The organism is Pseudomonadota bacterium (assembly GCA_026388255.1).
GTDB lineage: Bacteria > Desulfobacterota > Syntrophorhabdia > Syntrophorhabdales > Syntrophorhabdaceae > JAPLKB01.
In genome coordinates this window covers 1-12,903 of record JAPLKC010000091.1, presented here as the reverse complement: position 1 = coordinate 12,903, position 12,903 = coordinate 1, and the positions used below count along the sequence as shown (strand labels likewise).

General features: G+C 42.7%; 13 protein-coding genes. 5 read left to right on the top strand and 8 right to left on the bottom strand.

Annotated features, from left to right (window positions below; translation table 11 throughout):
- Nucleotides 1–572: 572 nt before the first annotated feature.
- The 8 genes from NT178_13865 to NT178_13830 form a co-directional block, all read right to left on the bottom strand.
- On the bottom strand, nucleotides 573–872 hold the full coding sequence (locus NT178_13865) for a hypothetical protein (GenBank protein ID MCX5813613.1): 300 nt from the start codon (nucleotides 870–872) through the stop codon (nucleotides 573–575).
- Between the two features lie 204 nt (nucleotides 873–1,076).
- Nucleotides 1,077–1,850: a hypothetical protein gene (locus tag NT178_13860; protein ID MCX5813612.1), complete on the bottom strand. Its 774-nt coding sequence runs from the start codon at nucleotides 1,848–1,850 to the stop codon at nucleotides 1,077–1,079.
- A gap of 76 nt (nucleotides 1,851–1,926) precedes the next feature.
- Complete coding sequence (locus NT178_13855; protein ID MCX5813611.1) at nucleotides 1,927–2,349, bottom strand: hypothetical protein; 423 nt, start codon at nucleotides 2,347–2,349, stop codon at nucleotides 1,927–1,929.
- Between the two features lie 401 nt (nucleotides 2,350–2,750).
- Nucleotides 2,751–3,599 (bottom strand): hypothetical protein, encoded by an 849-nt coding sequence (locus tag NT178_13850; protein ID MCX5813610.1) that lies wholly within the window; start codon nucleotides 3,597–3,599, stop codon nucleotides 2,751–2,753.
- Complete coding sequence (locus NT178_13845) at nucleotides 3,596–4,087, bottom strand: hypothetical protein (GenBank protein ID MCX5813609.1); 492 nt, start codon at nucleotides 4,085–4,087, stop codon at nucleotides 3,596–3,598. The genes NT178_13850 and NT178_13845 overlap by 4 nt, the downstream gene beginning before the upstream one ends.
- 415 nt (nucleotides 4,088–4,502) lie before the next feature.
- The gene (locus NT178_13840) at nucleotides 4,503–6,527 is read right to left on the bottom strand and encodes a serine hydrolase (protein ID MCX5813608.1); all 2,025 of its coding nucleotides are present in this window, start codon (nucleotides 6,525–6,527) and stop codon (nucleotides 4,503–4,505) included.
- 206 nt (nucleotides 6,528–6,733) lie between these two features.
- Complete coding sequence (locus NT178_13835) at nucleotides 6,734–7,069, bottom strand: mercuric reductase (protein MCX5813607.1); 336 nt, start codon at nucleotides 7,067–7,069, stop codon at nucleotides 6,734–6,736.
- Nucleotides 7,018–7,350 (bottom strand): hypothetical protein, encoded by a 333-nt coding sequence (locus tag NT178_13830; GenBank protein ID MCX5813606.1) that lies wholly within the window; start codon nucleotides 7,348–7,350, stop codon nucleotides 7,018–7,020. Before NT178_13830 ends, NT178_13835 begins: the two co-directional genes overlap by 52 nt.
- Nucleotides 7,351–7,945: 595 nt before the next feature.
- Here NT178_13830 and NT178_13825 point away from each other — a divergent pair.
- From NT178_13825 to NT178_13805, 5 genes are all read left to right on the top strand, one after another.
- Complete coding sequence (locus NT178_13825; protein MCX5813605.1) at nucleotides 7,946–8,104, top strand: hypothetical protein; 159 nt, start codon at nucleotides 7,946–7,948, stop codon at nucleotides 8,102–8,104.
- Between the two features lie 3 nt (nucleotides 8,105–8,107).
- The gene (locus NT178_13820) at nucleotides 8,108–8,359 is read left to right on the top strand and encodes a hypothetical protein (GenBank protein MCX5813604.1); all 252 of its coding nucleotides are present in this window, start codon (nucleotides 8,108–8,110) and stop codon (nucleotides 8,357–8,359) included.
- A gap of 88 nt (nucleotides 8,360–8,447) precedes the next feature.
- Nucleotides 8,448–9,596, top strand: coding sequence for a (Fe-S)-binding protein (locus NT178_13815; GenBank protein MCX5813603.1), 1,149 nt, complete (start codon nucleotides 8,448–8,450; stop codon nucleotides 9,594–9,596).
- Nucleotides 9,597–9,654: 58 nt separating this feature from the next.
- Nucleotides 9,655–12,732: a CoB--CoM heterodisulfide reductase iron-sulfur subunit A family protein gene (locus NT178_13810; protein MCX5813602.1), complete on the top strand. Its 3,078-nt coding sequence runs from the start codon at nucleotides 9,655–9,657 to the stop codon at nucleotides 12,730–12,732.
- A 37-nt stretch (nucleotides 12,733–12,769) separates the two neighbouring features.
- Nucleotides 12,770–12,903 (top strand): hydrogenase iron-sulfur subunit (locus NT178_13805; protein MCX5813601.1); only part of this gene is annotated, 134 nt, incomplete at its 3' end.

Below are 12,903 nucleotides of genomic sequence, written 5' to 3'. Positions count from 1 at the left end.
GATGCCCTTGTCTTTAATGGATTGTACGAGCGATTTGAATGAGTCTGTTTCAATATTGATGCTCGACCTCACCTGTTCCAACACTATAATCTTGTCTACGGAGATGTACAGAAATTCAGGATTTGCACTTGTCTTTTTTGTTGCCATATTTTTACCCCCTCTTTATTACTTCAGTGAATATCTAACCTATTCACTGCCATCATCATTATTATTCACTATTCACCATCTACTATTCACTGCCTTTAATCCCCCATGATGTTGTATTTATTGTAGATATTTAGAAACAATGTGTCAAGATGTTTAATTCTTCTGCTTGTCTGGCAGGCGTTCTACATCCTCCCTGTGTCAACCACTTAAGGTGGAAATGTGTTTCATAAAAATTATTAACTTCACCTACGAATCTGCAGCTTTAATTTATGACCCGAGGTGAGTATTGCCACCTGAAATACTGGGACAATTGTTTACTAAGGTTAATTAATTGAAATAGTTGAACAAACTACATTTTAATTGTAGTATACTGATAGAATTTGAAAAGTGGATAACTTTTTATAATAGATTTTATGAAGATGACTTTAAAAGACTAAATTAAACAAATAAACAATAACTGAAATTAGACACCAGATAATCGCCCCTATAAATATGATTTGTGCGCCTATCGATATTAGTCCAAATATAAAGCCTCTGCCTGCATTTCCTTGCATGCTTTCTCTCATTAATAAAAGAGGCCATCCAAGTATAACAGATAACAGCATACCCAACGTCGGATGTCTTGCCCACCCAGGCATATCAATTGGCCTACTAAAAATATCCTTCATTGCTCGTGCCAAACCGGTAATAATGTAAGCCACTATCAAACTGGCAAATATCTTCATTATGTCCCCTTTTTAGTTTTTTTGAAATCATAACATTCAGCATAGGAAAATATATGAAAATTATCTCTCGGCCGAAAAAACTGTTAGAAACCCGTATAGTTCTCTCTACGTTTGGCAACTGAAATATAGTAAAGTGCAGATCACCTGGAGTCGTGTGCCATCCGGTGTATTTGCATGCTATGCATTTCCCAATTTATTAAAGGCTTAACTCTCAAATTTGGCTGCTAAACAAACAAATACTGATTTAGCTAATTCACAAAAAGTTCTCGTATCTACTATGGCTTGAGGATGAAAACGAACAATTTCTTTATCTTGAATAAAAGAGTGCAAGTATCTTGGCTCGTAATCTCTCAATAAATTTAATTTTTTCTGTATATTTATTTTATCCTCTTCATCAATTACCGAATTCAAATGAACTATGAGCATACGGTGTTCTGTTTCGTTTTTGGGATCAACAGTATAGGGTATTATATATGGAGGAACCCTATGAGCAATGGGGTCCCGATAATTTTTTAGATAATTATACCATGTATTGAATTCTGAACACTTGTCTATAATGTCTTTATGAAGATATTTCTGAAATTTTTTATTAAACAAATTAATATTCCCCTTAAATTTTTCAGGATCTGTTTTCTCATCAATTTTCTGCGTATAAAACCAAACCCAGGCCAAGTTATCTATTCCACCTGAAATATGTAATAAGAAAGCATGTAAAAAAAGCGTCAAATCACTCCGTAAATCATCATCTAGATATTCATTTTTTTCAGGAGGGCTAATTCGTTCAAAATTATTTAGACACCTTTTTATGATGTAAATACGTCGGACTACACCATAAAAGGCATAATCATAAGCTACCCTGTTTTCTGCTTCCAATGAACCGCAGAATGGCAACATAAGAAGAATTACACTATTGAGTTCGTGATGGGCTTCAGAATATCCATCATATATCTCTTTGATATCTTCTTTAGATAAAGACATCTTTCATTTCCCTTTATACGTAACCAGGATCCACCAGATCCTGAGTTGTCGGAGATTAGCTACATCGTCTTGTTGTCTATGTCCCCGTTTGATCAACACTGTTTGTCTTGGCTTTCCGCTCGTTCTCAAGATGCGTCAGTACGCTTTTCCTGCTTCGCTCATCTTCCCATTTCCCATAAATCTTATACAGCCAAATAAAGGGGTGAATTGGCCACCATAAACCCGCACCGAGTCCAGCAACAATTCCAGTTATTATACAACCGATCTTTTCTTTTTCATCGCTTATCATCTTGTGGTAGATGTGAGTGCCATAAATGCAAGCTACGACCAGCCCAATTCCAAAATAGTACAAATATGCTGTATTAGCACCCATACCGAATAGCAGAGGTAGGAAAATCAGGGCAAGTAAAGCGAAGGCCATTGCTCCCCAGATAATAATACCGCTGGCAAACACCAAGACCAATATGAGTCCGTTCCCTATTTTACTTTTATGTTCCATAATTCCAAAATATCATTGCTGTGTCTCCTTTTTCTTAATGTCTGACAATAAAATAATTCTACTGCAGGCCATTGTTTCTCAAATCCTATCCCTATGAATATTTATTGTCAAACAGAATAAATACTTCTTGATGGTCGTTCTACACACAAATGTGTGTGGCTAAATCAGCGGAGTAATTATTTTTCATCTTCATAATCACGTTTCCCGCTTGAAATATAGCATAAAGAAAACAATATACAGACTGAGAACTTCAGGAAGCTATACGTAACATATCCTGCTTTCTCTCTTAATATTAGTTAGTTACAACATGTTTTCCTTTTGTATGATATTCTAACAATTACGGGGTGAAATGAAGCATAACGAAAAGCCGATAGGGTTTTGGTATTCTGTATAGCGCTATGTTATGCAAGATTTGAAATCAATCTGTCATAGCCAAAATAAAGGTAGTGATCCATACTTCCCTGTAATGCTTTCATGATAATGTCTAATTGTATAAGATTGCTTTTCTGTAAGGAACTTAAATGAACATATTTTTGGAGTTCATCATAATTTATTTTGAAAGATTTCCATGATGGGTCATTCGAAGGATTTTTATTACAGGATTCAGGAAGGTCTTCTCCATATAGAATCCATGCAAATCTAGTAGGTCTGTTTGGTTTTTTCTCATGTAAAACACACCAGTCCAGTTTCTTTAAAATTTCAACAGGAACAAGCCGAGACAATTCGTCAAATGCTGTGCGTGCATTGATAGCAACTGTTTTGATTGAACTTAAATCGTTCATAGCCATAGCATTACATGCATCTCTCCAAGTACCCCCTAATCCTTCGCTTAATTTGTTCAGCTTGTCGATCGTTTCACCAGTTGCTTTAAGGATTTTGAAAGATTCTGGAGGGTTGTCAAGAAGTTTCAGTTCAGGTTTGCTATCAATATATGGAAGAAAAATTGCTGTGATTTGTGGTGAGGTACCAGCTGCCATAGCTGCAGTTATAGCGACTTTATAAGCCGAAGGTACTGTCCAACAAAACGTCTTCTCCAGATCACCCAAACTAAATTTGAGTGAATCACTAACATTTACATCCTTAGAGGGTAAGCGCTCGTATTCACCGGCAACATAATTATAGTACTCTCCATATGCCCGCAGTATTTTGGATTGCTCAGGAATGATTTTCGCCAATTTATTTAAATCTTGGGCCTTAAAAATTAGTTGATTTCCAATATTCTTTATTCTTTTTACAAAATCATCACTCAATTTTTCGTCTCTTCTGGTATCTGTTTTCTCAGTTCCTCTGCCACCATCAACTTCTTCTTAATGTGCTCAAGTTCCTCATCCGCAATCTTTCTAAATGAATCATATTTTTCTTTGTTCTGATTGGTCGCAATCTCCTTGAGGCGATCTATTGTGCCATCAAGGACGCCCTCATCTTTCTTAACCGCCGAAAGCATTGAAAGTATATCGGTACTACTTAAGCCAAACATTGTCAAGGGTTTTGGACCAACATTTTCTTGAAAATCAGCAAGCATCATAGCGCAAGCCTTCATGACTTCTACCCTCTGGCTGTTACTTTCCTGAACCATCTCCGAAGTGATTGCCTCAAGAATGTCTTTCTTTGGATAAGGTAGGTTCGAAACATCTCGAATTTCTCCACCATTCCACGGATGATTTTCTAAGTAACTTCCGTATTCCGATATGATCTGCTCTCGTCTCTTTGCATCCTTTTTGTTTTGAGCCGCTATCAAGCTACTGATTTCTCCATCTATAATTTATTAAATCTTACGCTTGCAGGTCTCAAGTTGTCAAGAAACGCAAGATATTCAGATAGTCAACAAACATAAGATCGATTACCTACTGAAATGCCACGTATCTATGAAGGATGACAGAAACTCGATTAAAGTCAATAAGTATTACCGCATAAAATCTGCTACGACACTGAAAAGGTTGTCTGTGTGGATTACAGGAAGTAACTGATTGCTAAAAACCCCTGTAAAATTTCAGTAGTTGGAATTAATATAAACCGAGGATTATGGATCGAAAGAGAGTAACTGTCAATTCAGCGGCGTGCCCACAGTACTGTGGGCACGCACTACAGTACGAACCTTTTATTTGAGATTGCTTCGCCTTCGTTCATGCTCGGGCTGCAATTGCTATAATCTTTTACTTCTTTTCACCTGCCGCTGTAAGCTTGACTTTGACTGTAAAAACATCGTTTGTAAAACCTGCGAATTCAATATAATTACCCTTGGCGGCATACGCATCACCTGTATCGAGCGCGCTATCATAGGTCGAGGTATCGTCGGAAGAGAATATGATTATTCTCCCCAGTTCAGGTTTTGTAAAACTTAAGACCATATCTTCATTTGCTGTCAGCCACTCGTTATATCCATCGCCCCCTATTTTTACGGTATTCTCTCCGGTTCTTAATGCAACAGCGCTCTCTGCCGGGCTGTATAACAAATCCGAAACCCATGCCCATGTGGCCCCATTTTTTTTAAAAAGGGTAAGTTCTGTCTGGTCGCGGATAGAGTCAAAGGGCATACCCGCAAATTCAGGGGAATCGATCCTTTTGACACCCTGAAAAAACACATATCCAGGCAGGTCTTTGTACAACAATGATTTTATAAAATGCGATTCCAAAGCCATAATCGACTCAAAAGGAGAAACGTTACGCCGCAGCCAAACCTTGCCGGCCATATCGATCTTGAGACTTTGCGGTTTTTCTATCGGCTTTACTTTTTGCATCTTGATCGTATCGATCCTGGCTATTGACGGACAGTTCACTAAATAGCCTTCTCCGTCTATATTGGTAAAATAGAAACGGTTGCCTTTGGTATCGTGATAATAGCCATTATTATAAACAAGTGTAATTGTCGGTGTTTTCTCCTGTTCCTTGAAACTGTATAAGGTGGCGCTGTTTTTATCCGCATCAAACACTACCTGGCCTAATGCAGAACCACTGGCATAATATCCGCTGAAGGCAGCATAATCTTGCGGCAATTTCTGCGCTTCCGGCGGTACCAAGACAGCTTTCTCTTCTTTTGGAATGAGCTTTCTCTCAACCAGTACCGCATCCAATATATCCAGCGCTATTTTCATCGCACCACTTTCAGCTCCGGAAGCAATGACAGCAACAGATATTCTTTTGTCAGGAACCGTGTAAACCATCGAGGAGTAATTTCCAGTGCCGCCGCTCTTACCTAATATTTGAACTCCGGCCGCATCATACCGAGGAAGGCCTGTAAGATCCCAGCCTAACCCAACCGAAATTTCAGGATTTCTTAGCTTGCCCCAGAACGCTGAAGGCTGCGCCTTTTTCATCTCATCAAGAGATGATTTCTTCAAGAGTTTGTTTTCCGCTGAAAAAGTATCCACAAAACGGCAGAGTTCCTTGGCAGTTGATGACAACCCACCGGCACCTAAGATCGAGAGTATTTCAGGCGGATGAATTTTTCCGGTTGTAGGGTCATAATACAATGCCACAGACTTACCCTTGATCTCACCCACGCCCATACCGGTATTTCTCAGTCCCAGCGGCCCAAATATCCTTTCATTAAGAAAAGTGATGTATTTTTTCCCGCTTACCCGTTCCACTATCATTTCCGCCAATGTAAACCCATCATTGCAATACACCGCCATTGCTCCCGGTGCATGTTTAAGATGCGCGCGGGCTAAAGTATTGATTGTTTCCTGCTTTATATTGTTATCATATTTAAATCCGAAGGAATTAGAACCCTCAGTCCCAGGTATGCCTGATACGTGGTTCAATAGCATTCTTACGGTGATCTTCTTATATCTATCGTCAGCCATCTTGAATTCCGGAAGATAGTATATGACCGGCTTATCGAGCGAGACCTTGCCATCATCAACAAGCAGCATGATCGCAGTTGCAACATACACCTTGCTGATAGAGCCGATATTAAAGAGTGTAGACGTATCTACAGGGATACTCTTCTCTCTGTTTGCCATGCCAAAGCCTTCGGCATAAACGACCTTGCCATTGACCATTATGGCAGTGGTAGCGCTCCCGCATTTGCCGCTGTTTATGGCTTGCCAGATTTCGCTACGTGCTGTGGTAATCGCGCTTTCATAGGGATTTTGTGTTTTAATCGCCTCGCCAAATGCAAGTGTGGAAGCTATCATACAGCACAGAAAAACTGCACCGATAATTCTGGTTTTTGACATTATTTCCTCCCTTTTTTGATTTGATAAGACATTGCTTCTTATTGAAGGAAGTATAAAAAGATCAGACTTGTATGTCAATTGAATATGACCGAAAAATGCGAGGTTTGGATGTTTGTTGTCATGCGTGAATTTTGTTTATTATGGACTGAAGTCGTGTGTTTTTGTTTTGGTCAGACACCCGATTGCCTCACTTATTTGGCCAGTCCTTACCACCTCATTACAATCGCGCCCCAGGTTAACCCCGCCCCAAAGCCTGCCAGTACCACCACATCGCCCGATTTGATCCGGCCATTCTCCAATGCTTCATGCAGCGCAATCGGTATGGATGCAGAGGATGTGTTGCCGTATCGATCCACATTCACCATGAACTTATCCATAGGCAGGTCCATTCTACGGGCTGCCGCCTCGATAATCCGCAGATTGGCCTGGTGCGGTATGATCAGCGCAACTTCTTCCTTGCTGATGCCGGCCATTTCCAGCGCCTGCTCAGTCACCTTTGGCAACATCCGCATGGCAAATTGAAAAACTTCCTGCCCATCCATTTTACTTTATGCATATTGGCCGCAATATTTTCGGCAGTCACAGCCATACGGGTTCCGCCTGCCGGTGTATACAGATGTTTGACCCCTGACCCTTCAGCGCCAAGACACATCGATAAAATACCGTGTTCCGGTAAGGTCGGCTGTAACACGACAGCGCCGGCGCCATCTCCGATGACGATACAGGACCCACGATCTTCCCAGTTGGCTATCCTCGAATTTGTCTCGGCCCCGATGACTAATACGGTCTTGTATAATCCGGTGGAAATAAACTGGCTTCCCACAACTACTGCATAGATAAAGCCTGAACACCCTGCCGAAACATCAAAGGCAGGGGTATTCAGGTTTTATTTTTGCAGTAGATTTTGTATTTAAAAGCGATTGCATTCCTGTTTGCCCAAAACTATTTGGTATCATAAAGAAAGATATAGCTTCTGGCAAAAACCGCGAAGCCTCTCTTCAGAAAACAAGACATTTCAAACAACTACGCTGAACCTGATGAACCTAAAAACATACATTTAAAGCATGGCCGGATGGGCGTATCATAATCAGTTTCCTTGGGCATAATTTGTGTAACATTGTCGTTATTGTTTGATTTTTTCCGTTTGCGATATGACCGCCGGCTAACGGCAAGCCCCAGGCTTTGCCGGAGGTCATGACTATTTGAGTAGAAGGCGAAAATGATATACAAAATGGAGGAATGTGTTGTAAGGACATTGCTATTAAGAGCATTAATAGATTCATAAAATAATTTGATTTGATTAAAACTTAATTCGCCTTTATAGTAATTTCTATTAACACATGAATTTATCTGGAACCTGGTTGAAATGAATGGGTAAAGAAAAACGATGTGTTCAATTTCAAAAAGGGGATTTGGGAATGCTGGCGATAAAATTTATTATCAACGGTGTATCAAGAAAGGCAGTAATCGATCCCAAGAAAAGTCAATTTAAAGTAATACGGGAGGCTCTTAAGCTGACCGTTACAAACGAAGGTTGTTCTGCGGGTTGCTGCGCACATTTGCTGTCATTAAGGTGATATATGGAAATGCTTGAGCCGGATCTGACCCTGGAAGATGCTTTAAAGGAACGAACCGTCAAGGTTCATTATTATTACGCTGGGGGGGAAACCAAAGAGGTCTCTGAGGAAGATGCAAGAATGATTTTGAGCGAAACTTACAGCAGTTCTTGTGGAGGGCTTATCGTCGACATGAAGACCAACAAGGTTATTTACCAGATAGACTTAGATGTGGAAGAAATTACAGTTTTGGAAGGGGTTGCTGCCGAAGGATAGGCTTTTACAGTCAGTATCCCTTAAATTTATGAGCAGAATCAGGTTTTTGCAGAATGAATCAAGCAGTGATGAATGAGGAGGCGATAAAGTGGAGACAGTAGCACCATTTAAAGAAGCCATTGAAATGATCAGAGACGCCGGCGGGGAAATGTTCCGCAAGTGTTTTCAATGCGGCCTGTGTACCGCCAGTTGTCCCTGGAACAACGTGAGGACCTTCATGCCCCACAAGAAGATTACCGAGTCGAAGTTCGGGCTGGTGGAACTTGGGGAGGAAGACTGGTGGCTCTGCTCGACGTGTAACATGTGCGTCAGCCGTTGCCCTCGGGGAGTAGCCATCACCGATGTTATACGCGCTGTCCGCAACATCACCATCGATAGCGTCCCCCGTGCTGTCCCGGCGAGCCTGAAAAACGCCATAGGGAGTCTAAAAAATTCGGGTAACCCCTGGAGCGGAGCAAGAGAAGAAAGGGCAAATTGGGCTCGTGATCTTGCCATTCCTCCGGTTGGCGGCGAAACTCAGACGCTCTATTTTTCTTGCTGCACACCGGCGTTTGATCCCAAAATGGGAAACATTGCACGAGCCACTGCCAGGATACTTAAAGAGACAGGGGCTAATTTCGGCATTATAGGCGCCAAAGAGAGTTGTTGCGGCGAGAGTGTTCGAAAGGCGGGAAACTTCGATGTTTTTGAGAAACTTGCAAAGAGTAATATCGATGCATTTAATGAATCCGGCGTTAAGGAAATCGTCGTCACATCGCCTCACTGCTATAGCACCTTCAAGAGTGAGTATCCTGCTTTAGGTGGAGAATTTAATGTAGTCCACCTTGTCCAATATTTGTCCCGTCTCGCAGGTGAAGGTCAACTGACGTTTAAAAAACCCTTTCCGAAAAAAGTTGTCTATCACGATCCTTGTTATCTGGGACGTCACAACGGGATTTATGATGAACCGCGAAGCATTCTCGGAAGCATTCCAGGTCTGACCCTCATGGATGAGATAAATACCAGAGAAAACAGTCTCTGCTGCGGCGGAGGCGGTGCGAGAATCTGGATGGAAACCAAAAAAGGAGAGCGCTTTTCAGATACCCTTGTAGAGCAGGCCCTTGAACTGGGGGCTGAAGTCCTTGTAACAGCTTGTCCATACTGTATTCTTAACTTCAAGGACAGCGTCCTCACCCTGGGTAAGGAAGATGTCCTGGATGTGCGGGATATTTCAGAGATAGTTGACGAAGTAATATAGATCATGGAAAATCCTTTGTACCTGATAGAGGATTAGAACAGGAGAGATTATGTCTAACATGTCTAATGAGATTAGCGTAAGTGAGATTCCCGTAAGTCAAGGAAAGATTGGTGCTGTTATGGTTGTTGGCGCAGGCGTCGGCGGCATACAGGCTGCATTGGACGCGGCTGCTGCCGGGTTCAAGGTATATCTTGTCGATAAGGGACCTGCCATTGGCGGCAAAATGGCACAACTGGATAAGACATTCCCCACCAATGACTGTTCCATGTGTATCCTGTCCCCTAAGTTCATAGAATGCGCATCGAATCCCAATATTTCGATTATTACGAATACGCATGTTGAGGGTTTGGAAGGTGAGGCAGGAAATTTTCAGGTCCATCTTTATGAAGAACCCCGTTATGTTGATGAAGAAAAATGTACAGGGTGCGGCACATGTGCCGAATACTGCCCGATTTATGTGCCCGATGTTTACAATGAAAGTCTCGCAAAGAAGAAATGTATTCATGTCCACTTCCCCCAGGCAGTACCCGCGGTTTCTATGGTTGATGCAGCCCACTGCCTTTTTTTGCAGAGAAAGATATGTCAGATATGTGTTCCCACTTGCAAAAGTAAAGCAATAAACTTCAATATGCAACCGAAGAGGACAACCGTTGAAGTGGGAAGCGTCATCCTGGCGCCGGGATACGAAATTTTCGATGCGTATTCACAGAGTCAGTATGGATACCATCGATTCTCGAACGTGGTCACCAGTCTTGAGTTTGAACGTATTATCAGCGCTTCAGGACCTAATGGCGGCGAAATCCTTCGCCCCTCCGACAACAGGACACCACACAAGATAGCATGGATTCAATGTGTCGGTTCAAGGGATGAAACATCCAATTGTACATACTGCTCCGCGGTATGCTGCATGTACGCTACAAAACAAGTCATTCTTTCAAAAGAACATCACCCGGAGATTGAGGCAGTTATACTTCACAACGATATCCGTGCCTATGGCAAAGGTTTTGAACGGTTCTACGAAAGAGCCAAAAATATGCCCGGAGTCCGCTACCAATGGGCCAAAACATCCATTGTCGGTGAAGACCCGGATAATAAAAATATTATTCTCAGATACCGCACAGACGACAGCAAGGTTAAGGACGAGCAATTCGATCTCGTCGTTCTCTCAGTGGGACTTAACTCAACTGAAGGCAACAGGGAACTTGCCGAGAAACTTTCCATAGGACTCAATGAACACGGTTTCTGCGAAAGCCCTGCTTTCTCACCTATGGAAACTTCAAGAAACGGCATATACTCATGCGGTGTTTTCCACGCGCCCATGGATATTCCCGATGCCGTTACAATGGCAAGCGGCGCTGCATCTTTAGCTTCACAGCTCCTCTGTGAGGAGCGCGGCACCCTGATGGAAGAAAAAGTTTATCCCGAGGAGCGCGACACTGCTGGCGAACCGCCACGTGTAGGTATATTCGTCTGCGACTGTGGCACCAACATCGCCAAGGTAGTAAACGTTCCCCAGGTTGTGGAATATGCAAAGGGACTCCCTGGCGTGGTCCATTCGAAAGAAGAAACTTTTGCCTGCTCTGTCGACGCCGTTAACCACATGGCAGAAACAATCAGAAAGCAGGGGCTTAACCGTGTAGTAGTAGCTGCCTGTACTCCGAGAACACATGAACCGGTATTTCAGGCTGCGTTGAGGGAAGCCGGCTTGAATCCATTCCTCTTCCAGTTTGCCAATATCCGGGAACAGTGTTCCTTTGTTCACATGAACGAAAAGGAAGTTGCAACGGAAAAAGCGAAAGACCTTATCAGAATGGCAGCATCGAAGGCATTGCTGCTCCAACCTCTGCATAGAGCAATTTACAACGTTACTCCCGAAGCTTTGGTTATAGGAGGCGGTATTGCGGGAATGACAAGCAGTCTCGCTTTGGCAAATCAGGGCATAAAGGTCCACCTTATCGAGAAAACAGAGTCACTGGGCGGCTTATCAAAAAGAATCCCCGTAACACTGGAAGGAGCGGATGTACAAAGCATGATAAAAAAACTTGTCGATGAGGTCTATGCCAGCGATCTGATAGAAATCTCGACAAATGCCGAACTGGTAGAATATTCAGGATATGTGGGAAACTTTATATCCGGGATCAGGATAGGTAATGGAGAAGCCCTGAAAGAAATCGAACATGGCATAACAATAGTTGCAGCAGGCGCTGAAGAACTGAAGCCTAATGAATATCTTTATGGCGAAGATGACCGGGTCATGACTCTTCTTGAACTTGACGAAAAAATAGAAAAAGACAGCAATAGGTTGAAAGAATGCGATAGCGCGGTCTTTATCCAGTGCGTGGGATCAAGGAATGACGAGAGACAATATTGCAGTCGTGTCTGCTGCTCCCACTCGGTAAAGAACGCACTCCAGCTTAAGAAACTCAAACCGGAAATGGATGTATATGTGCTGTACAGAGATATGAGAACATACGGTTTTAAGGAAGATTACTATAAGGAAGCTTCTGACCAGGGCGTCATTTTCATCCGATACCAGCCGGAAGATTCCCCTGATATTCATTCTATAACAGAAAACGGAAAGTCATTCCTGAGATTAACCGCCACAGAACCGATCCTTGGACAGAGACTCGAAATCGATGCCGATCTGGTCTGTCTGGCTGCTGCCTCAGTGCCGCCGGCGGGCAACAAGCCTCTTTCACAGATGCTCAAGGTTCCCCTTAATGAAGACGGATTTTTTCTTGAAGCACATATGAAACTGCGACCGGTAGATTTCTCAACAGACGGTATTTTTATGTGCGGCACTGCCCACAGCCCTAAATTTATAGATGAGAGTATTGCTCAAGCCCAGGCTGCTGCCTCTAAGGCCCTTGCTGTGCTGACGCGTACAAGCATTGAAGGCCAGGCTGCTGTCGCAGAGGTAAGGGAAGAACTATGCAGCGGTTGTCGCGTTTGCGAAATGGCCTGCCCCTATGGTGCAGTCAAAAAAGACGAAGAGAAACGGGTTTCCGTAGTTAATCAGGCGCTCTGCAAAGGATGCGGCACCTGTGTAGCGGCTTGTCCGAGCGGTGCAATGAATGGAAAACATTTTACCATGGATCAGATACTGGCAGAAATAAGGGCAGCTTTTGCTGCGTAATAAATATAATGTTACTGACGTAAGTAAGATGAGGTGACTGATGAACAAATTTGAGCCAAAAATAGTCCTCTTCCTCTGTAACTGGTGCTCCTATGCAGGAGCTGATCTGGCCGGTACATCCCGGCTTCAGTATGCACCGAATGTAAGGGTTGTGCGTCTTATGTGCAGCGG

Bases quoted from the DNA above. Each gene is read 5' to 3' on its own strand.
- NT178_13835 (MCX5813607.1), bottom strand. From the start codon at position 7,069: ATGGATGGGCAGGAAGTTTTTCAATTTGCCATGCGGATGTTGCCAAAG.
- NT178_13840 (MCX5813608.1), bottom strand. From the start codon at position 6,527: ATGTCAAAAACCAGAATTATCGGTGCAGTTTTTCTGTGCTGTATGATA.
- NT178_13865 (MCX5813613.1), bottom strand. From the start codon at position 872: ATGAAGATATTTGCCAGTTTGATAGTGGCTTACATTATTACCGGTTTG.
- NT178_13810 (MCX5813602.1), top strand. From the start codon at position 9,655: ATGTCTAATGAGATTAGCGTAAGTGAGATTCCCGTAAGTCAAGGAAAG.
- NT178_13855 (MCX5813611.1), bottom strand. From the start codon at position 2,349: ATGGAACATAAAAGTAAAATAGGGAACGGACTCATATTGGTCTTGGTG.
- NT178_13860 (MCX5813612.1), bottom strand. From the start codon at position 1,850: ATGTCTTTATCTAAAGAAGATATCAAAGAGATATATGATGGATATTCT.
- NT178_13825 (MCX5813605.1), top strand. From the start codon at position 7,946: ATGCTGGCGATAAAATTTATTATCAACGGTGTATCAAGAAAGGCAGTA.
- NT178_13820 (MCX5813604.1), top strand. From the start codon at position 8,108: ATGGAAATGCTTGAGCCGGATCTGACCCTGGAAGATGCTTTAAAGGAA.